Consider the following 18839-nt stretch of genomic DNA (forward strand, 5'->3'; position numbering starts at 1 on the left):
GGTGCGCCATGTCAGATCCCAGCTACCACTCGATCGACAACGATACCGCCATCGGCGGACAGGTCAGACGGTCTGGCATCGGCATGATGCGGCCGATCGCTGTCGTTGCAGCGATCGTGGGCGTGGGCGTGGTCCTGTATTTCCTCCTGGCGGGCGGAGAGAGGGAGCCGGCGGTCGACACGTTGCCGCGCGAAGAATTTCGCCCCGCGCAGGTGCCGCGCAGTGAAGGCTTCAGGACGCCGGCGCCTCCGCCGCTTCCAACGGTTGAAGTCCCAGAGGCTCCCCCGCCGCCACCTCCGCCACCGCCCGCGCCTGTCGTTCCCGCCGCTGCTCCCGTGGCACCCCCGGCGGAAGTCGATTGCACGCGAGGCAAGAACCCTGACAACCCGCGCTGCATCGAACTCGCGCGGGAGGCAAAGCTTATGGAGCGCGTACGTTCGTCGGCCATGGTTTTCGACCAATCGAATAAGACGGTCGGTGCGGCCCAAGCGTCCGCCGATAGCACGAGTGCCGGACCGTTCGGGTCAGGGGTTGGATCGGGGGCGCAGCCGAGCGCGGCGACGGATGGCAATGCTACCGATGGTGACCGCGCGTTCTTGAAGGCGATGGGCGGGCAAGGCGTGGAAGTCTCTGTCGCCTCGCAGAACCGCCGCACCGACGCCTGGATCCCCCAGGGCACGATGATCCGGGGAACGCTGGAGACAGCGATCAATTCCGACCTCGCCGGCATGGTCAAAGGGATTGTCCGCGAAGACGTCTATTCCTTTGACGGCCGTCGAATTCTTATCCCGGCCGGTTCCTCGCTGATCGGCGACTACAAGTCCGGGGTCGAACGGGGGCAGGAGCGTATCCTGATCGTCTGGACCCGCATGATCCGCGGTGACGGTGTCTCGGTGCAGCTTGGCTCCTACGGCACAGACCGGCTTGGCCGCTCGGGCATGACGGGTGTCGTCGACCGGAAATATTGGGAACGGTTCGGACCGCCGGCTCTGATGACGCTGATCGGCGGCGCCACGCAATATATCGCCCAGCTCGGCCAGAAGCCCGACCGGAATATCACCATCGTCAACGACAGTGGCAGTGTTACCAGTATCCCGCAGGACAATGGCGACACGTCACAGGATCGCGCCCGGCAAATCGCCGCCGAGACCATAGCTTCCGGCATTCAACAGCTGGGCACGGAAGCCTTCCAGGACAGCCGCAATATCCGGCCGACCATCCACATCCCGCAGGGCTCCGACATCAACGTCTTCGTCACACGCGACCTCGACTTCGCAGACCTTTATCCTGATCCGGTTCGCGAGCGGTTCGAGAGCTTGCGCAAGCAGAGATACGGCAAATGAACGCACGTCCCGCAATCTCCGCCGAGCGGCATTTTCTGGCCGAGGCGCTGGAACCGATCCGGGCCTTTCTCGACGATCCTGCAGTCGTCGAGATTTCCTGCCAGCGCAGCAACGAGATCTGGCTCGAGAAGATCGGCCAGCTCAGCATGGTCAGCCAACAGGTCGACGGCCTGGACCAGGACGCAATCCGCCACATGGCGTCTCGCGCGGCGTCTTTTACCAAGCAGACCGTCAACGCTGAGAACCCGCTATTGTCGGCGACACTGACAGGCGGCGAGCGCGTGCAGTTCGTCCTTAGTCCAACGTCGGCGACGGGGCATGCATTCTCGATCCGCAAGCAGTTCATTCGTCGGTTCGACCTCAACGACTACGAGAATGCCGGCGCGTTTCGCTTCACGAAGGTTACTGGCGATGACTATATCGATGAATTGGATATCGAGCTTTCAACGCTGCTCCGCGCCGGCAAGATTCGCGCTTTCCTGGAACTCGCGGCCGTCAATCATCGCAGTATGCTGATTTCCGGTGGGACATCCACCGGCAAGACGACGTTTCTCAACACCATGCTGACTTCCATTCCAAACCAGGAACGCTTCATCCTGATGCAGGATACGGAGGAACTCGAACCGCGACAGGAAAATGTCGTGTCGCTGCTGGTCTCGAAGGGAGGCCAAGGGGAGGCCAGGGTCACCATGACTGATCTGCTGGCCACCGCGCTACGGCTCAGGCCGGACAGGATCTTCATGGGCGAGCTGCGCGGCGACGAGGCGTTCGATTTCCTGAACGCGATCAACACCGGCCATCCCGGATCGATGTCGACCATCCATGCGAACTCGCCGCACCATGCGTTCAACCGCCTGTCCACGCTGGTGCTCAACAGCAATGTCCGCATGGAGCGCGACGATATCATTCGATATATCCGTTCGATCATCCCGATCGTGGTGCAGTTGAAGAAGAGCGATGCCGCCGGCGGCCGCGGCGTCAGCGAGATCTACTTTGCCGATGAGGTGGACAAAGATGGCAAGCGTATTCACGTCAGCGGAGACTGACCGCCCAAAATGGACTGTCCTGCAGCGTGCCTCGCTGATGACCTTGCCGGTCGCGCTGTTTTGCGCGGTCCTGCTTTGGCTTATATTTTTCACGCTGATCTACGACGCCTATATCTCCTCCTTTGGATCGGCCTCCTACTTCGACTATGTCGGGCAGGTGCGCTTCGTCGACGCTCTCCGCTATACATGGTCGATCATTCACACGCGCAACACCGCCGGATTGTCGCTGCTGGCTTTCGCGCTTGCCGCGCCATTCCTGTTTCTCCTGCTCAGCCTCTGGATGCTGAAGGGAGGCAGGGCTCTTTCGCGCAAGATCCTCTACCTTTTGCATGTCCGCTCGATGTTCAGCCTGATCGTGCATACGGCTCTCGTCTTCGCGGCTGCTTATGCCGGCGTGATCGTCTATGGCGTGGCATTTTATCTCGTGGCCACCAAAGCCGGCGAACACGCCGAGATCGCCGGCTACTATAGTAATCATCTGGCCGCGATGTATCAGGCGCCTTTCGGTGCGACCGACACGGCCGGGACCTATCAGAAGCCTTCCCGGCAGACGGTGCTCGCCGCACTTGCCGGTCTTGCCGCCGCCGGCGCTCTAGTTGGATTTCCGATCGGCGCGGCGATCCAGCGTCGCCAGCGGATGATCATGGGAAGGGCGCGTCTGGCGACCCTGAAGGATGCCGCCGATTTTCGTCTGCGCGACAAGCGCGGCATCGTCCTCGGTCTGAAGCAAGGGCTTCTGCTGCGCAACGACGGCGACCAGCACGTCATGGTCATCGGCTCGCCGGGGCAAGGCAAGTCGCGAGGCTTCGTCATCCCGACGATGATGAGTTTCGAAGGGTCGCAAATGGTCCTCGATATGAGCGGCGAGCTGTTCGAGGAAACGTCGGGATACCTGAAGAACAAGGGCTACGAGGTATTTCTTCTGGCGCCCGGCTCGAAATTCACCGACGGCTATAACCCGCTCGATCTGATCAGCACCGAGCCGAACCAGCGGATCACCGACCTGCAGAAGCTGACGCAGATGCTGTTGCCGGAACGCCTGCGGTCCGACTCTTCCGACTTCTGGGAGGAGAGTGCCCGGATCCTACTGACGGCGATGCTGGGGTTTGTGCTCGAATGCCCGGACACGCGTAAGTCGCTCAGCGAACTGTACCGCATTCTCAATTCCATGTCCGACGAGCGCAAGGCGATCGTGCAACTGCTGGAAAATTACGAGGCGGTCCTTTCCGACCAGACCCGTATGCAGCTGACCAAGTTCGCCGGCCGCCACGAAAAGCTCGGGGAGGGGATAGCAGCGGAGATCGTCGCCAAACTCAACTTCTTGCAGAACCCGCTGGTCGAAGCGCTGACCTCGATCACGTCAATCCCGATCGACACCATCAGAAAGCGCAAGATGGTGGTCTACATCCAGGCGGATTGGAACGCTATGCAGATCTACGAAAGATTGATCTCGATGTTCATCCAGCAGATGGCCGACAAGCTTGCTCAGTTGGGTCCGTTGCGCAACGGCGAGCACGAGGTGCTGATGATGCTCGACGAGTTCGGCAATGGCGGCCGCATCGATACGGTGCTGACGCTCGCGCCGCTGATCCGCAAGAACGGCGTGCGCTTTGTGTTCATTCTCCAGGATGGTGCGCAGCTCGAGCGCCTGTACCAGCGTTCCGGCCAGAAGATCCTCATGGGCGCATCGACGATCAAGCTGTTCATGAACTTCCAGAACCAGGAGGACGCGACTGCGGTCTCCATCGCAGCCGGCAAGACGACGGAATGGGTCGAGCAGTCTTCCTATTCCCATCGCCACGGACGCCGCCAAAGATCGATTTCGAAGGTGCCGGTCTCGGTCGACCTGCTTCCCGTCAACACGCTGATGATGATGAAACCCGAGGAAGCAATCCTGCAGGTAACCGGCATGCCGCTGATGCGGATCATGAAGCTCGATTCTGGCGGCGAGCGGATGTTCGCCAAAGTGCGCAAATTCGGGCCAGTGTCGCGACCACGCATGGAGCCGGTCGAATCGACAATCGGCCATCGCGGCCACGCGGCCGGCACACGGTCGTGGCAAGCCAACGACGCACGCTTCATCGTCAAAGACGGTGTTCGCCATGTCTATATCTCCTCCCTCGATGAGCTTCGCGATCGGCTCGACCTGGATGAAACGCGCGAGGTTGGGGGCGGCGACGATGGTTCATCCGCAGCGGAGCAAAAGCAGCGACGAAAAGAACCTGCATCGGAACCTGTGGGAAGGCGCCGACAGGACCGCGCACCGGACCGGCATGCTCCCGAAGGTGCTCCCGACGCCGATCTTAAAATCGACGAGCAGAGGCTTACGGATAACTCATATTCTGGACCTCCCGCGCGCATCAGCCGTCGACGCCAAGGTGCCAACCACTCCACGGATCATGCCGTCTCTGGTCCTGCGGAACCAGGCGTCCTCAAACGGCAGGAGGTCAGGGAAGCGTTCGGAAGCGACTTGCGGACCTTGAACGATGCGATCTTCGAACAGGCCGACGAGCTCGCACTCGAACCAACCGACCTCAATTCGGATGTCGACCTGCTGATCGGGACCTTATCGAACCGCCTGACGGAGACGAGTTCACTGGATTACCTGCATCAGTTCGCGAGGGTGGCGCGCGATCCGTTGGGCGAGGACGTCGAGCAACCCGATGAGCCGGGCGAATAGGCGCGTTTCCCTCACCAGCGATTCAAACCGGCGAGGCAAGAAGCGCCGCGCCTTTTTTTGAGGAGAGCAATATCATGGGCGAGATCAAACACTTTTCGAAAGTGGATTTTTCAGATCCTCGGAGTATCCAGCAGATCGTCTCCGCGGCAAAGGCTGACCCAGGTTTCTGGTTGATGGTGAAAGAGCGCGAGATGGAGAGGCGGACGCTTGCCGTTAACGCGCTCATCACTGTGAGAAGCGAGGTGGGCGACACCGCTGCGGAAAGACTGACGCCGTCGATTGCCGACCTCGCCGCCGAACTGGTCTCCCGCATGTTTGGAACGTGCTCGGCTTCTGCGCTCGCGAACATTCAAGAGGCCTTGCTCCAAGCAGCGGGTGCCGAACTGCGGGAAGCTCAATTAGAGAACGCGGGAGATAGCTCCAGTTCCGACGTCGATGACGGATAGCTACGACGTATGTCCACCGCCAGATAGGTTGGAAAGATTTCCGGCGTGTCGCACCTGATCGATAACCCACGACTGCAGACGCCGGGCAGTGTCCGCCGCGTTCGCCGCAGCCAGGTCGTTCGGAAAAATTCCAAAAAGCGGTCCGAGATACTTAGCTCGCGGCAACATCACCTCCTTCGCCTGACGATACTCGTCGCTCTCCATTCCAAAGGCTTCGATGATAAGGTTTAAGGAATGGCTTGCTCCATAGCTGACGTTCAAGATGAAATCTGGCCGGCATGGACCAATGGGTGTGTCGGAGGCGAAGAGTGGTTTGGTGATCTCGATACGAAGTTCTGGTGCGGCCTCAAACAGTGACTGTTGCAGCCAGAACAGGAGATGGGTGACGTCCCGCTCAAATCCCGATTCCACCGGAAACAGGGTGTCGCCATTGTAGACGGGCTGTGCATAGGCTTGGACCGCTCGGGCCGGCCCATCGTCATCGTCTCCAAAATCCACATTCAACAGTGTCAGGAACGGTCCGCGGCTGGCTGGATCGCCACGAAGCGGCTGGCGCACTTTCGCCAGGATATCGATCTTGCGCGCCGAGGATGCCGGCATGATTGTCTGTGTCGAAACGCTTGTCGCAAACAGCGCCATGAAGCCGGTTCGACGTACAGTCTCGGGCCAGTCTGGGCGCGAGGTTGAGAGCAACCGCTGCCAACGGCTGTCTGGATCACGGTAGTCGGCCGCCCATGTCGACATCAACGCGTTGAGCGTCCAGGTGCGCAGCACCCGAAACTCACGCGCCGCGGAGCGTAGCCTTGCAAGCTGATCTCCGAGGCTGAAATCCCGCTCATCCTGCAGCGGCGGAATGACATTGGTGCCGGCTTTATCGAGCACCCTCCAGAGGATTGATCCAAGCCGGGAGGGCCGATCGTTTCGCTCGACCGATCGGATCCGGTCTGCGGCGGAGACGTCGGCAAGTCGGTCGGGAATGGCTGGGAGCGCATCGATGTAGCTTCGTTCCGACTTCGGCAACGGGCGAAGATCATAGCCGCGATCGAAGCGAGAGGGCGCGGTATCCTTGTCGACATGGAACGGGCAGGCATGTGCATGGTTTGGGCGCTCTTCATGCCGCCCGGGATCTTCGTCTTTCGGCAGCAGGCGCCGTAGGGTGTATGTGTGTTCCTGTTGAATCGGGGCAAGAAGGGGCTGGTGTCGGCCGGGCAGGCAGTCGCATTCGATCCAACCGTCCATCAACCGAGAGCGCTTGATGACGGATAGGGCGATGGCCTCGTCTTCACTGGAAGCAGCGTTGCCATACCATGCGCGCAGGGCAACTGCCTCGCATTCTTCGAGTGTGGCGAGACCGTGGGCAGGGCTATTGCGAACAACGATCCGCATGCCGACGTCTTAGTGCCCTGATATCCAGAGTTGGTAGCCTGTATATCCGCAAGCCGCTGAGGCGCTTAAAGCTGCCAATGTCTCTGCCCACGCATGGACGCGGCTGTGTTTTACGAGCCGCGCGTCCTCGAGAACGGCCGACAAAAAAACGTACACCGGGATCAGCATAACGTAACCAACCGTCAGGCTGTCGCCGATCGACAGGCGGGCCGTGATGAAAATCAGTCCGAGGATGAAAAGCGCGACGGCGAGACGCGTCAGGTCAAATCGATAGCTGGACGTCGTGAACGATGCCATCCGAATCCTCCGATCAAGCGTGACGAAAAGACTTTAACTGCAGTATAATTGTTCGGCAATGGAATTGTTGTGCGCAAGTGCAAGCCGTGTCGTCCGACATCATCGCGACGCCGATCGAAGGGCGCAGTTCGAAGCCGCCTGCAATCCAGGACCGCTTGCTGCATTGTTGACTGACGGTGTAGAGAGGTAACGAGCTTGTGAACGTCCCAACGACAACGATGGGCAACAAAGAGTTATAGGCATGGTTACGTTGATCATCTGTCGCCGTCGGATCCGCAATGATTGATTTATTTTCGAACATGTTGATAAACAGGCGCCGCAGCGACGACGCTTTTCCAAGGAATGACGCGTCCTGTCCCGGCATGTCGCTATCAACCGAACGCGGGGTATTCGTCCGATGCCACGTGTGAAGGTCGATGCCGACGTAGAACTGGACAAGTCGATCCTCACATCGCTGTCGTTTCAGGAAAGACTGGCCGTCGGTATTGGCCGTCTGAAAGCTAGGCGTCGCGTTACCAACAAGGATTTGGCCGAGCAACTCGGTGTATCGGAAGCCTACATGTCGCAAGTCACGCGCTGCATGCGTGACGTGAAACTTTCGACCCTCGACAAGATGCAGCGCGAGTGGAAAGTCGTTATCGAAGATCTGCTGAAAGTCACCGAAGACGATCTTCCTCGCGTCGCAGCGTTGAGATCGCGGCGGGGAAAGAAAAAGAGGACAGCGGAGCCCGCCGCCTGACCTCGGCACTCCGGGCAGATCGAAAACGCGCGGCTAATGATTTAGGTTGAACCAGAACCGCTCCTTGACGCCCGTGGTGTTGGGTATGTCGAAGAAATAGGGGTCGGCGCGTCGCGGGCGCGGAGTGGCAATCTGCTGGACGCAGCCGGTGTCGTCTTTTCCGAAGCTGCGACGAATGGTTTGACCGGGCAGCTTCGTTGCATCTGAACGCAGGTTCGGCGAGCGGCAGACATCGACTGTCTTGATGCACTGGTCCGGCTCACCTCTCCATCCATTGTCGCCCTGTGAGCTGTAGCCGACTGTCGTGCCGGCCGGGCATTCCTCGAAATCCTCGCGGCCTGGCTTGCCCGCATTTGCCTCGTGGCAGATAGGCCAATCAAATCCGGGTTTCTTCATGGCGGCGATCAGCCTCGTCATGGGCGGAACGCAATAGGGAACGCCATGCCATGAGGGATTCTGCGATGCAGCACATAGGAGCACCTGACAACCCCAAGAGGCGTCTTCGGCCATCGCATCAGGGATCCATATGGTGAAGCTCCCAGCGGCCAGCGCCGCGACCACGATTGAAAATCGTCTCATTACTCCGCCTCCATCCAATTCTTGAATTTGCCTCCAGGTGCCACCGATCCCCGAAGGAAAGGGCCGGCCGTCCCGACGAGGAAGGCCATTTCGGCAATGGCGAGGACATTGTCCGACTTGCTCATCGGCAGTCTCAATATCCTTCAATTCCCAGGCGCTTCAGAATGATTGCGGGATCGATTTGGCAGTCTTTTTTCCATTCCGGATGACGCGCGCAGGCGTAGGCGTACTGGCTAAGGTCTGCCGACGACAGGTCGGCAAGCCTATTGCCAACAGCCTTCCATTGCTGCACGTCCGCCGGATCACATCCGGCGCCGGCGACACCGCAGTGATCGGGGTCTCGCTGTTCGATCTGGTTGGGCGAACCAGCATTTTGCGCGCTGGCTGCAACCGGAACAGACGCAAGCAAGGCCATTGCTACGGCAAGGGTTTCGAGAACACGTTTCATTCAGCCTCCAGGCAGGTTGTTCAACTTAGCGCGTTGTTTGATTGACAGGCAGCGGCAACGGCAGTCCCGGTTCGGATTCCGGCACCCTGCGGTCCGACGTGTCTGCCTTCGCCACCGAAGCATCGTATAGCCAGGGCGGAAGCAGGTCGGGTGACGACCAGACTCCATACCCCAGACCCCTGGCTTTTCTTTCGATGTCGAAATAGGCAGGCACCTGAGGCTCGCCCGGGTAGTTGAACGCATAGCCGATGCCTTCGGCAATTGCTGTCGCTGCCAGATTGGTCTCTCCGACGAAGCAGTGGGCGATCAACACTCGGCTGGCGTCGCGTCCGATCGGCCCGCAGTTGACGTTTTGGCCAAGCGTCCGAAGGATCATCCATGCACGTGACACCTGACCGGCAGGCCATCCTACCCCAGCGCTCGTCGCGGTCTGCTCCAGGCGGGGCGCCTCGTAGCCGGCCAGACGGACGACCTGTCGGCTCTTCACGAATTCGAAAGTCGTTGCATCAACGACCTGAACCATGCCGTAGATCTGGCGGGGCACATCGGCTGGTCGACTTTGTGCGAGCGACGCCGCTGGTATCGCCATGAACAGCATCATCGAAACGGTCACGACTTTCATCGTTGGGTCCTCGCCTGCTGCGAGAGCAACGAAACCGGATGCGGCATGTCAGGATACGCCCAAAGCCCGGCGCGTGCGGATCGCGCCGCCTCCTCAGCCGTCCTATATCCAGGGACGATCAAACGGCCCGCCCCGTCGACTGCGGCAAATCCCCATCCCTGAGCGATCATATAGGTCGCCAGATCGTAGCGGTGTTGGCCGGTGGTTGTCTGGCACGCCACGACCGCATTGTTCTGGTCGAGATCTCTGATGGTGGCGCAGACAGGTCGGGTGTCCCGGATCAATGCTTGCACCATGATGAGGTCTAGCTCCCCGCAGTCGCGCACGACGCCGGCAGATACCGTTATATTGGTTCCTCGGAGGCACGATTGCAGGCCGTAGAGGCGATACCGCCGGCCGCCGGAAATCCAGGTGTCGCCGGTTTCGAATTGCGCCTGTGAAGGAAAGGGAAGGAATTTGGACTGATCGTCGTCGCGCGCGCCAGTGGCGGGCAACTCTTGTTCAGAGGCCTGAACTCGGACGACCGGTGCAGAGGCTATCGGCGTTACGTCGGCTTGTGCAAGCATCGGCATGATGTTCATCGCTGCATAAAAGCCGGACACTGTGATCGTGGAAATCAGCATGAGTGATCTCACCCGCATCAGTTCGTTGATAGATTGGCACGATAGCGAGCGCCGTAGGGATGGACGAAATAGGCGTTCGCCCAAATCCCCGCCTTGTCCCGGCGAGCCTGCTCCTCGGCTTTTGCGTATTCCGGAAAAACAGGACGCTCGGCACCATCACGGGCAGCAAACGCCAGTCCTCTGCTGATGAGCGTTTCTGAAAGCGATCGGACCGCGCCATCTTCGACAAAGAAGCACTCGGCATAGTGGACCGTGGGCGTTCCAGGCGCATTTCCGAAGACATGACAGGGAAATGCGTTGCCCGCACCTACCTCTGCCTCATTGAGGGTCGCTGTCATTCCGGCAAGCGAGACCATCGCGCATGTCGTCCGCAACCCAGTGAACTCTACTGCTTCTGTCGAAAGGCAGCCCTGAACGCCGGCCAGTTTGACAATCGTCCCATCGAGCGCGACGAACCCAGTGCCGGTAAGGGCACTTTGAGGTCTGATGGTCTGCAGGTCGAGCCGCGTTGCAATCGAGGATGTGTCGAGCGGCGGGATTGGCGCCGGTATCAGATCGCGCCCCTGCGCGTAGGCGCGTTGGTAGTACTGGACGAAGTCCGCAGCGGTATCGGTATCGGCGTCGGCCGCAGCAGCCTGGGGCAGCTCGATGAGGATGTTGACGAGGGTGTAGGAGAGGAGGCGATCGAGCCGCCATGCGCCATTCTTCACGTCCGCATCCGTCTTGTTTCGACTTTTTCGACCATGCACGAAATTATACTGCAGTGCAAGTCTGGAAAAAGCATGCGGATTGGAGTATGTCTCTTCCAGGCACCGAAAATCGCACGTGGAGAAGAGCGGATGTCAGCGTTCAGGCAGTCACTTAAGGTCGTTGTCTTCCCGTTTCGGGCGGCGTGGTTCGTCGTGTTGAGCGCCAATTTTATCATAGTGTCGGCCGTGGGCCTGTTTTTTGCGTCGTTCGTCGCTTGCGGCGTCGCGCTGGTATTTTCATATGCGTTTCTCCCCACAGAATGGACGCAAGCGCTGTGGCAATGGGCAGCTGATCTCTACGCTCATTCGTCCTGGTTCAAAGCGGCCACGATCACATTCTTCGCACTGCTTTTTTTACCAATCCTTCGCTTTTGGCCGGGCAGGGATCTGGTTGCGGATGCAAATCGTGAACGCGAAATGACACGGCTGAACGAGGATCTGATCGCCGCTCGGCGGCAGGAAGAGCTACAAGCCAAACTTCGGGCATGACGAGGGCAGGGTGGGTTCGTTCGGAGCGTGCGGAGACGTCCGCAATCTTTTGCCGCCACCATCGAACTCCCTTCCTCCCAACAGATGCAAGATGGTGAAGAATTCCATGGCAGTGAAACCCCTTTCCCTCGCGATCTCGACGTTCAAGGGCGGTGCCGGCAAATCAACCCTGAACGTCAATCTCGCAGCCGAGTTCGCACAGCAGGGACATCGAACGCTCCTGATTGACTGCGACGAGCAGGAGTCGTCAACGCGCTGGTACAATGTCTCGATGAAGCGCGGGCTGCTCCCGACAGACGGCACGTTGCTGCATCTGCGGGTCGCACCTGGCGACAGGTTTCGCGACCGCCTGGCCGACGCCCCTGAAGCGGATATCCGTATCTATGACGTCGGCGGCTACGTGCATCAACGGGCTATCGAGGTTTATCACGAGTGCGATGCGGTCCTCATTCCGATCATCCCGGAGCCGACCGCTGCCACGTCAGCAATCAAGGTGGCGACGATCCTGAAGGAAATATCCAAAAAGCGCGCTGCAGGGCCGATCCCCTATGCGGCCATCTGGAATTACATCGACATGATCGCGCTCAAGCACAACAGGTCACTTCCCGAGGTTCATGCGATCCTGACGAGCGGCCGGATTCCGATGGTGGAGACGGTCATCCGGAAGAGCAATCATTTCAGCGATGTCGGAGCCGGTTTCGGTTCGCTCTATTCCAAACTGGCCAGTATCGAGAACAATTCCTCGCTCACCCCATCGGCAAAGCGGCGGGCATCCGAGAGCGTGCTCGATGCGATCGATCTCGTAAAGAAGATCAACAACGAATTCATCGGCCTGCTGCAGGCGGAAGCGGCCTAACGTATGTCGAGGGAACGGACGCCCGCCGGCAATATTCTTGCCCTTGCACGGTCCAGGGAGGACCAGGCGAAGGACGTGGAAGAGAGTGCCACGTCTTACATGCCGACGGATATCGATCTTGAGACGCTGATGCCGGATAAGGTTTCCGAGGCACAAGACGACAGAGCTGTCGCAACCGTTGAGCCTCAGCAACCGCGGATTCCAGCCAAGAACCACCGCCACGGACGGTTGCCGTCGCAAGGTACCTCGACGGGCGCTGAAACAAAGCGGAAGCGCATCTCTCTCTACCTCGATGACGACGTGCTGACCAAAATATTCCGTGTGTCGTTGGAACAGCATGAACAGCTCTCCTCGGCGACGCACCGGCTAATCGTCGAGGCGCTGAAGGCCAGGGGGTTGTGATCAGATGCGCGAGCCAGCTGTGATGTTCCGCCTTCCATCCCACATTTTAAGCAATCTCGAAGCCCTTGCCCGCAGGCTGAATGTCTCAGTCAACATCATCGCCAAGCTGATCGTTACCAGAGAGGTGATGCAGATCCCGGCGATGCTCGAGGAACATGATCGCCAACTGGCAAACATCCACCAGTTCCTGCGAGAACTTGCATTTCGAAACGAGGAGTTCCTCTCCGGAGGAGACGTTCGTGCTGCAAGCGCAAAAGCGATTGCGCAGCAGCTCGAGAACGTCATGGGTGCGCTCGATGCTATCAGAGACGCAGCCTACGTCCGGCCCTCAACCTTTATCGCCGATTTGATCAGGAACCATGATGACCGACATGTCCAAAAGTCGCTTCGCATCTAGGTCCCAGGGCCGCCGACTGCCGGGCTACTTCGAGCTTATAGAAGACGAACTCCGGCGACGAGGCGGCGGTGGAGGCGGCGGCGCAAAGCGACCATCGTCGGCGAAGGCGGTTCCGCGCGCCGGCAAACATCCCGGCGCTGCCTCGGCTTTCAGTCGTGCTTCCGGCAACAATGCGGTTGTCGTCAAAGTCTTGTCTTATGGGGCGGGCGCGGCTTCAGCGCGCAACGTGCTCGCCTATCAGAGCAAGGAAGAGAAAGCGCACGACCACGATGGCCGCGAGGTTACCGATCTGCGAGAGGCTGTGCGCTCCTGGGAGCGGGAGTTCGGCAACCGGAATGGCAGTCAGGATATTCTTCGCCTGACCTACGAACTGGAGAATGCCAACCGCGACGATATCGCTCGTGGTCTTGCTTCTCTCGCGGAAGATGGTTTCCGTCAGTCCGGCGACACAGATCGGACCTACGTGTTCAGCGTCAGCGAAGGCGTGAAGGGAGGAACCCGTCTGCAGTTTGCCCTGGTCATCGCTCACGAGAAGAAAGACAGGTCGGATCGAAGCAGCGCGAACCGGGTTCCTGCGGAAATAGAGGATGTGCGTGCGATCGACGATCGATTGGACAGGGCTCTGCGGGACGCTGGGACTACTCCGGTTTCGCGCTATCCGGCGGAGTTTTCCTCTGGACCCAAAGGCCTGACGGCAACCCTGCATGCCATGCAGCGAGCAGGGGCGGAGGTCACGCTTTCTACAAAGGCACGCATCGAGGAGCGGCCTGGCAGGAGCGGCCGGTATGAACTCGGCGAGGTGCGGCGCGAAGTCACGACCAGGGACCACAAGGTATTGACCGCGGAGGGGAGGACCGTTGGGGTTCTCATGCAAACCCGGCAACCGCGGGATTTCATGCACCTCTTGCTCTCAGGACCAGCGAATGTGGATCGCGACCAGTTCATCCTCGCGGGCCGAGATTTTCTGCGGGAGCAATTCGCCGGGCATCGTTATGCCTATGCTGTCCACAATCGGCACGATCTTCAAAAGCACCCACACCTGCATGTGATCGTCGCGCTACGCAATTCCAACGGGAAGACCCTCAACCCCAACATCCGTGACTTCACCGAATGGCGCGTCCGCTTTGCCGAAAAGGCACGAGAGCGCGGTATCCCGATCGATCGTCAGAAGCGCATCGAGCGAGCTGGTCCACCGCCGGTGAAACGATGGGAATGGGAGATGTTCCGGCGGATGGGCGCAACGGCTCCGGGCAACGTCGTTGATAAGGTCATGGCGAGGGTGCGTGACACACCGACCATACCAAAGCGCCAGGATGCTCGGATCCGGCTCGAACAGAGTCAGCGGTCCGTCGGACGTGTCATCGAGATGCTGGAGAAAATCGCAAAAGATCGATCGGCCCCCAGCACCGCACGCGATCTTAGTCACGATCTGTCCGTGGGGCTTCGTCTTGAATACCAACGGCTCGAAACAGCGGTTCAAGAAGGCCGCGATCCCATGCGAGAGAAAGGCGAAGAGCACATGCTACGATCCAATCCCATTAGTGCCGCGCAGGCGAGGGCGGCGAAAGAAACGCTGGCGAACACCGCTTTGAGCGTTGCTGCCAAGATCCCCAATCCGTCTGATCGGTTGATCTTCGAGCAAGCGACAAAGATCATCGGCAAGGTGGTTGGGCTGCAGCTCGATTCCCGCGTCGCGAAAAATCGGGATCGGACGGAGGCTGGCAAGGATAAGCGCGCTTCGGATAGCCTTGAGACGAAGTCGGCGACCGGACGCGACCATGTTGCGGAGCAGGGCGTCGTCAACAAGAGTTCGAGCAACCGTGCTGTCGATCAGTCGCGCATAGCTCGTTCGAATGCCGAGCATGATAGCTCTGAAAAGCGGCCGGACCGCCAGAGAAACCAACAGCGCGATCGCGAGATACCGAAATCGATCAAGCTGCGTCCGCCGCAGGAAAAGGATCGGGACCGCGGTCGGTAACGGAAAAGGCGAAGCTGCATCAATGAGAAAGGCTTCACCAGACTTCATCTGGACTACAGGAACCCGCTTACTCTAGATCCAAGGCATGCTTGATCATCGTCTTAAGCCACCCGACTGTCGCCCGCTGGCTGGTGTTGGAGGGCGCGCGGGCGCTTAATCCTGGATAAAAAATTTCCGTGAGACCCGGCATGTCTGGGCTGACTAGGGGGGCTTCTGCTTTCCGCACTAAGACCGTCCGGTTGAGATCGGCTTCGTACCATCCCGTCAGTTTCGTTATCAAATCGAGTTCCGATCTGCTGTGCGAACGCTGGTGCCGTCGGTCCGATGAATAGGCTGCGTCTATCCAGAAGTCGGGTAGGGCGCCTGATACCTTCAGAAGATCGTCGAGCAGCCGTGTCAGTGTCGCGCTATCGATACGGACACGCGTGTCGAATGGCGGGGCTGGATGATGGGAAATAAACCCGAAACGAACATCGAGGTCACGCATGTCCTGAAGCATTGCCACGAAATCAGCATCGATATCGCCGAGTGTCTGGTCTTCGAACTGCGGCTTGTGCCTCAGGAGGATGTCGTCACGCTCGAAAATGACCAAGCCAGTTGAACCCACTTGCCTGCGGATGCAATGCACGTCGAATACGTCAGAATCCATAGCTACTCTCAAAGCTGAAATAGCTTCCCCTGTGCGCTGTCGATTGCGATGTGTGTCCGTTCAGAATAAGCGCTAAGGCTCTGCTTCCACTGGAGCCGCGCCTTGCTGAAAACTGACATTTGCTAATACGGTGCTTACCGCAGATTGCGTGATGGAATGCGAATCCTAGCGAAACCAAACGAAACGCCGGGCGCAAGGCATTGATTTAGAACAAAAAATTTTTTATGGACGCGTGAGCGAGCAGAGCGGGAGGCCCGCTCTGCTTGTCGGCCATCAGCGGGATTCCTTGCGGTCCTCGTACTTTAGCCTCGTCGCGACAGAAAACGCTTCAGGCTCCAACCTGCGAGCAAAATGTACGGGGGCATCGCGAGGGAATAATGACCGCAGTTCAGCTCCAGGACGTTTGGCCTCGCCCCGACTTCGTGTAGTTTTTCGATGAAGTGTTTCGATAGTTTGGGTAACACCACCTTGTCTCTGGTCGCGATCACCGCGTGAAGAGCAAGATCGGGTCGCGCCAGTTTATGCGCGTAGTTCTCCAAATCCAGCGGACCCCACGCCCTACGAAGATCGGTGATCTCGATCGCACGCTCCAGGCCATCACGTATCGCCCGGGTCGCACGGCCTGTCCAAACCATGTCAGCGAGGCTACCCGCCGTCAAAAACAAGGACGCCTTTGTTACGGCCGGTTCATGTGCCGCGATCAATCCCGCAACCCAGGAGCCAAGGCTCATGCCGAGAACCGAGATCTCCCGATAGCCTTCGCTTTTCAGCCAGCGGATGAGCTTTCGTCCGTCCCATACGGCCTGCCTTACAGACTGGATCGTTCGGCCGAGATTCGCGCTCAGCATGTCCTCGGCATAAAGCGAGCCAGGACGGCTTCGCTCGAAGTGATAGGGCATAGCGATCTCGACCGTCGTAATACCACGCTGCGAGAAATACTTGGCGATCTGATAATTTCGGCGGCTGGCATTCCAGTGATGGAAGATCACCAATGCCTGACTACGCGAGCCGCTTTCGGTTACCTTTGCCCAAACAGAGTTATTCTCTTCGACGTCCGTGGAAATGTCCGAAGGAAATTTCAACCACCCATCTTGTATCTCAAAGCGATCATCGCTCTCGCTCGGTTCGTCATAAAAGCTTGAATCAGCCAGAGCTTGGTCGGCAAGGGCACAAAACTCCTCGATAGTTCCTACCCTCTTCTCACCCGGGAAAGCGAGGCAGCTGTCGAGAACGAAAGCTGTCGTTTTCTTCGCTTCCTCACCACGCTGCGCCCGCTGTTCGTCCCAATGATCAAGCCACTTATGATACACTCTGATTGCCTTCCAATTCAGCATTTCGCCGTTGCCCGAACTCTGGATCAAAGAGGCCGTATACGGCGAGTAGAACACTAACGCCGAGGAAGATCGAAAAGCCGTCAAAGGCATCGATCAACAGATAGCTGGCAAAGAGCAGGCCTACGACCGCTGCCATCTTCCACAAAATCACACGGAACCTCTTTCCGAGAACCAAACGAAGAGAACCGTATACAAAAACGACACAGGCCGAAATGGCGACAAGCAGGCTGCTGTAATGTGTCGGCATTCGATAGACCAAGCTTTCGCTACCATCGGGGTGGCCGTCGAGGACCGAAGACATATCGTGGATCAGCCAGGTCACGACGTCTTCTCCATTCGAGCTCAAGTATGCACTTTGGATCTTCATGCACACGGCGACGAGAACACCAAGGACGGTGCAGCGGAAAATTCCCCGCATGATCCTAAGGCGAATTTCCGCTCGTTCGCGCTGATGCTCTACGTCTGGCTGCGCCTTTACGTCTCCTTCGATTTTCCAAAAGTCGTGGACAATCGTATGAAGCAAAATCAGGCCCGCGAAAAAGAGATAAAAGCAAAGGCTCATGTAAAGGTAGGAAAGCGCGGTGAATACGATCTCCGCAGGTACCGATATGAGATCAGGTTGCACAATTGCTATCGTGCCCCAGCTGATCGCGTAATCGTCACTTCCCTCCAGTAGGGGGACGACACACACGCCGATCCATTGAAGAACGCCAGCTACCAGGATGCAGATCAGGAAAACTGCCCAATACGAATATGAATAAGCGCGAACATTGCTCGTCCAGGCTTTGGCGCTTTCCGAGCTATCGGCCTGTGCTACTAGGCGTAATCGTGCGTTCTGTTTCCAAAAGGCCAGCAGCTCAATCACGACTGCGAAAAATAGCGGCAGGAGTACCATGAAGAGTAGGGTCCAGTTTGGCGCCCATAGAAAACCGACCTCCTTAACGACGCCGTCCGGCCGCCCATAGGTGATACTGGCGATCCCGACGATGTACGACAAAAACCCGAGGGCAGAAACACCGGCGAATATCGATGCCGGAAGGTTCAAAGGGGATCCATGACTGAAAAGCGCTTCCGATCTCTCCGCTAAGTTGAAGCCTTGTCTTTTTTGGGAAACTTGACTGTCTTGTGCGAGGCCGCCTGCAGGTTGGATCTCATCACCAGCGGTCACAGACGGCGGCGCCTCACGAATGACCGATGCCGAGCTCGCTTTCTTTGAATCTCGCCTTTTGGAGGTGAGCCGCGATTGCGCCGCGCTGAGCTCCATGAGCCATTCGCTCGTTGCTTCGGGATCATCGCAGCCATAGATCCGTGCGAGCCAGCGGATGTTGGAAGGGCTAATTCCCTTATCGTTTTCTTGAAACCAGAGCTGGACTGTTCGCAAATCCACGCCGAGCCGGTTGGAGTCGATCTGTGATATCGCCTCCGCCAATAACTCCGGCGTCCACGGGCCTTGAGGAAACCCGTCCCGACCCAATGGCCGGCCCGCTCCCACGGCGGCTAACTGCTTGAACAGTTCTTTGAAATCGCGTCTGTCCTTCGGAGGAGGGACAAAAATCTTCCCGTTCTTTTCCAATGGCTCAAATGCTCAAATTTGGTTTCTTTTATTGACCGAGAGGTCACATCCCCGCGATCCTGACGCAGGTAATCTACCTGGAGTATATTTGTCTCCTTACGATTGATAAAGCATAAAGCTTTCCTCAAAAGGAGAAGCCGTAAAATTTACGTGTGGTTTCAATAGGCATAAAGGTTTCGAACATCACAACGCGCGCGCTTCGC

General features: G+C 58.4%; 22 protein-coding genes. 10 read left to right on the forward strand and 12 right to left on the reverse strand.

Annotation, left to right across the window (positions count from 1 at the left end):
* The first annotated feature begins 8 nt into the window (after positions 1-8).
* The 4 genes from virB10 to CCGE531_RS32870 all read left to right on the forward strand — a co-directional run bounded on the left by virB10 (position 9) and on the right by CCGE531_RS32870 (position 5515).
* The gene (gene virB10, locus CCGE531_RS32855; protein WP_120671053.1) at positions 9-1343 is read left to right on the forward strand and encodes a type IV secretion system protein VirB10; all 1335 of its coding nucleotides are present in this window, start codon (positions 9-11) and stop codon (positions 1341-1343) included.
* Positions 1340-2389 (forward strand): P-type DNA transfer ATPase VirB11, encoded by a 1050-nt coding sequence (gene virB11 / locus CCGE531_RS32860; protein ID WP_120671054.1) that lies wholly within the window; start codon positions 1340-1342, stop codon positions 2387-2389. The genes virB10 and virB11 overlap by 4 nt, the downstream gene beginning before the upstream one ends.
* Positions 2358-5069 (forward strand): type IV secretory system conjugative DNA transfer family protein, encoded by a 2712-nt coding sequence (locus CCGE531_RS32865; protein WP_120671055.1) that lies wholly within the window; start codon positions 2358-2360, stop codon positions 5067-5069. The genes virB11 and CCGE531_RS32865 overlap by 32 nt, the downstream gene beginning before the upstream one ends.
* A gap of 74 nt (positions 5070-5143) precedes the next feature.
* Positions 5144-5515: a hypothetical protein gene (locus CCGE531_RS32870; protein WP_120671056.1), complete on the forward strand. Its 372-nt coding sequence runs from the start codon at positions 5144-5146 to the stop codon at positions 5513-5515.
* Here CCGE531_RS32870 and CCGE531_RS32875 read toward each other — a convergent pair whose 3' ends face one another.
* From CCGE531_RS32875 to CCGE531_RS32885, 3 genes are read right to left on the reverse strand one after another with little or no spacing between them, the layout of a single operon-like run.
* Positions 5516-6901: a hypothetical protein gene (locus CCGE531_RS32875; RefSeq protein ID WP_120671057.1), complete on the reverse strand. Its 1386-nt coding sequence runs from the start codon at positions 6899-6901 to the stop codon at positions 5516-5518.
* 9 nt (positions 6902-6910) lie between these two features.
* Positions 6911-7198 (reverse strand): hypothetical protein, encoded by a 288-nt coding sequence (locus CCGE531_RS32880; protein WP_120671058.1) that lies wholly within the window; start codon positions 7196-7198, stop codon positions 6911-6913.
* Positions 7199-7211: 13 nt separating this feature from the next.
* Entirely contained in the window at positions 7212-7562 is a 351-nt protein-coding gene (locus CCGE531_RS32885; protein ID WP_120671059.1) for a hypothetical protein, read from the reverse strand.
* Between the two features lie 33 nt (positions 7563-7595).
* Here CCGE531_RS32885 and CCGE531_RS32890 point away from each other — a divergent pair, with 33 nt between their 5' ends.
* On the forward strand, positions 7596-7937 hold the full coding sequence (locus tag CCGE531_RS32890) for a helix-turn-helix domain-containing protein (RefSeq protein ID WP_049730571.1): 342 nt from the start codon (positions 7596-7598) through the stop codon (positions 7935-7937).
* A gap of 33 nt (positions 7938-7970) precedes the next feature.
* Here CCGE531_RS32890 and CCGE531_RS32895 read toward each other — a convergent pair whose 3' ends face one another.
* Genes CCGE531_RS32895 through CCGE531_RS32915 form a run of 6 tightly spaced genes read right to left on the reverse strand, consistent with a single transcriptional unit; the run spans position 7971 to position 10919 of the window.
* Entirely contained in the window at positions 7971-8516 is a 546-nt protein-coding gene (locus CCGE531_RS32895) for a hypothetical protein (RefSeq protein ID WP_120671060.1), read from the reverse strand.
* A complete protein-coding gene (locus CCGE531_RS35280) occupies positions 8516-8641 on the reverse strand; it encodes a hypothetical protein (RefSeq protein ID WP_281024492.1) in 126 nt (41 codons plus the stop codon). Before CCGE531_RS35280 ends, CCGE531_RS32895 begins: the two co-directional genes overlap by 1 nt.
* A gap of 8 nt (positions 8642-8649) precedes the next feature.
* Positions 8650-8964, reverse strand: coding sequence for a hypothetical protein (locus CCGE531_RS32900; RefSeq protein WP_120671061.1), 315 nt, complete (start codon positions 8962-8964; stop codon positions 8650-8652).
* Between the two features lie 25 nt (positions 8965-8989).
* Positions 8990-9586, reverse strand: coding sequence for a nuclease (locus CCGE531_RS32905; RefSeq protein WP_120671062.1), 597 nt, complete (start codon positions 9584-9586; stop codon positions 8990-8992).
* Positions 9583-10209, reverse strand: coding sequence for a thermonuclease family protein (locus CCGE531_RS32910; RefSeq protein ID WP_120671063.1), 627 nt, complete (start codon positions 10207-10209; stop codon positions 9583-9585). The genes CCGE531_RS32905 and CCGE531_RS32910 overlap by 4 nt, the downstream gene beginning before the upstream one ends.
* A gap of 17 nt (positions 10210-10226) precedes the next feature.
* On the reverse strand, positions 10227-10919 hold the full coding sequence (locus CCGE531_RS32915) for a thermonuclease family protein (RefSeq protein ID WP_120671064.1): 693 nt from the start codon (positions 10917-10919) through the stop codon (positions 10227-10229).
* A gap of 129 nt (positions 10920-11048) precedes the next feature.
* On the opposite strand from CCGE531_RS32915, the gene CCGE531_RS32920 reads away from it, so the two are divergent.
* The 5 genes from CCGE531_RS32920 to CCGE531_RS32940 all read left to right on the forward strand — a co-directional run bounded on the left by CCGE531_RS32920 (position 11049) and on the right by CCGE531_RS32940 (position 15080).
* On the forward strand, positions 11049-11447 hold the full coding sequence (locus CCGE531_RS32920) for a hypothetical protein (RefSeq protein WP_120671247.1): 399 nt from the start codon (positions 11049-11051) through the stop codon (positions 11445-11447).
* Between the two features lie 106 nt (positions 11448-11553).
* Positions 11554-12303, forward strand: a complete 750-nt coding sequence (locus CCGE531_RS32925; protein WP_245459628.1) for a ParA family protein — start codon at positions 11554-11556, stop codon at positions 12301-12303.
* A gap of 3 nt (positions 12304-12306) precedes the next feature.
* Entirely contained in the window at positions 12307-12705 is a 399-nt protein-coding gene (locus CCGE531_RS32930) for a hypothetical protein (RefSeq protein ID WP_120671065.1), read from the forward strand.
* 4 nt (positions 12706-12709) lie between these two features.
* Positions 12710-13102 carry a hypothetical protein gene (locus CCGE531_RS32935; protein ID WP_120671066.1) on the forward strand — a complete coding sequence of 131 codons (393 nt, stop codon included), beginning with the start codon at positions 12710-12712 and terminating at the stop codon, positions 13100-13102.
* A complete protein-coding gene (locus CCGE531_RS32940) occupies positions 13077-15080 on the forward strand; it encodes a relaxase/mobilization nuclease domain-containing protein (RefSeq protein ID WP_245459629.1) in 2004 nt (667 codons plus the stop codon). The genes CCGE531_RS32935 and CCGE531_RS32940 overlap by 26 nt, the downstream gene beginning before the upstream one ends.
* Before the next feature lie 67 nt (positions 15081-15147).
* On the opposite strand, the gene CCGE531_RS32945 is transcribed toward CCGE531_RS32940, so the two are convergent.
* From CCGE531_RS32945 to CCGE531_RS32955, 3 genes are all read right to left on the reverse strand, one after another.
* Entirely contained in the window at positions 15148-15729 is a 582-nt protein-coding gene (locus CCGE531_RS32945) for a hypothetical protein (protein ID WP_120671068.1), read from the reverse strand.
* A 302-nt stretch (positions 15730-16031) separates the two neighbouring features.
* Positions 16032-17039: a dienelactone hydrolase-related enzyme gene (locus tag CCGE531_RS32950; RefSeq protein ID WP_120671069.1), complete on the reverse strand. Its 1008-nt coding sequence runs from the start codon at positions 17037-17039 to the stop codon at positions 16032-16034.
* Positions 17029-18636, reverse strand: a complete 1608-nt coding sequence (locus tag CCGE531_RS32955; RefSeq protein WP_120671070.1) for a hypothetical protein — start codon at positions 18634-18636, stop codon at positions 17029-17031. Before CCGE531_RS32955 ends, CCGE531_RS32950 begins: the two co-directional genes overlap by 11 nt.
* Between the last annotated feature and the right edge of the window lie 203 nt (positions 18637-18839).

Source organism: Rhizobium sp. CCGE531, from assembly GCF_003627795.1.
Taxonomy (GTDB): Bacteria; Pseudomonadota; Alphaproteobacteria; order Rhizobiales; family Rhizobiaceae; genus Rhizobium.

Excerpts from the sequence above, each read along its gene's own strand:
- CCGE531_RS32870 (WP_120671056.1), top strand. The coding sequence starts at position 5,144 with ATGGGCGAGATCAAACACTTTTCGAAAGTGGATTTTTCAGATCCTCGG.
- CCGE531_RS32900 (WP_120671061.1), bottom strand. The coding sequence starts at position 8,964 with ATGAAACGTGTTCTCGAAACCCTTGCCGTAGCAATGGCCTTGCTTGCG.
- CCGE531_RS32890 (WP_049730571.1), top strand. The coding sequence starts at position 7,596 with ATGCCACGTGTGAAGGTCGATGCCGACGTAGAACTGGACAAGTCGATC.
- CCGE531_RS32865 (WP_120671055.1), top strand. The coding sequence starts at position 2,358 with ATGGCAAGCGTATTCACGTCAGCGGAGACTGACCGCCCAAAATGGACT.
- virB11 (WP_120671054.1), top strand. The coding sequence starts at position 1,340 with ATGAACGCACGTCCCGCAATCTCCGCCGAGCGGCATTTTCTGGCCGAG.
- CCGE531_RS35280 (WP_281024492.1), bottom strand. The coding sequence starts at position 8,641 with ATGAGCAAGTCGGACAATGTCCTCGCCATTGCCGAAATGGCCTTCCTC.
- CCGE531_RS32945 (WP_120671068.1), bottom strand. The coding sequence starts at position 15,729 with ATGGATTCTGACGTATTCGACGTGCATTGCATCCGCAGGCAAGTGGGT.
- CCGE531_RS32925 (WP_245459628.1), top strand. The coding sequence starts at position 11,554 with ATGGCAGTGAAACCCCTTTCCCTCGCGATCTCGACGTTCAAGGGCGGT.
- CCGE531_RS32880 (WP_120671058.1), bottom strand. The coding sequence starts at position 7,198 with ATGGCATCGTTCACGACGTCCAGCTATCGATTTGACCTGACGCGTCTC.
- CCGE531_RS32895 (WP_120671060.1), bottom strand. The coding sequence starts at position 8,516 with ATGAGACGATTTTCAATCGTGGTCGCGGCGCTGGCCGCTGGGAGCTTC.
- CCGE531_RS32910 (WP_120671063.1), bottom strand. The coding sequence starts at position 10,209 with ATGCTGATTTCCACGATCACAGTGTCCGGCTTTTATGCAGCGATGAAC.
- CCGE531_RS32920 (WP_120671247.1), top strand. The coding sequence starts at position 11,049 with ATGTCAGCGTTCAGGCAGTCACTTAAGGTCGTTGTCTTCCCGTTTCGG.
- CCGE531_RS32875 (WP_120671057.1), bottom strand. The coding sequence starts at position 6,901 with ATGCGGATCGTTGTTCGCAATAGCCCTGCCCACGGTCTCGCCACACTC.
- virB10 (WP_120671053.1), top strand. The coding sequence starts at position 9 with ATGTCAGATCCCAGCTACCACTCGATCGACAACGATACCGCCATCGGC.
- CCGE531_RS32940 (WP_245459629.1), top strand. The coding sequence starts at position 13,077 with ATGTCCAAAAGTCGCTTCGCATCTAGGTCCCAGGGCCGCCGACTGCCG.
- CCGE531_RS32935 (WP_120671066.1), top strand. The coding sequence starts at position 12,710 with ATGCGCGAGCCAGCTGTGATGTTCCGCCTTCCATCCCACATTTTAAGC.
- CCGE531_RS32905 (WP_120671062.1), bottom strand. The coding sequence starts at position 9,586 with ATGAAAGTCGTGACCGTTTCGATGATGCTGTTCATGGCGATACCAGCG.
- CCGE531_RS32930 (WP_120671065.1), top strand. The coding sequence starts at position 12,307 with ATGTCGAGGGAACGGACGCCCGCCGGCAATATTCTTGCCCTTGCACGG.
- CCGE531_RS32885 (WP_120671059.1), bottom strand. The coding sequence starts at position 7,562 with ATGCCGGGACAGGACGCGTCATTCCTTGGAAAAGCGTCGTCGCTGCGG.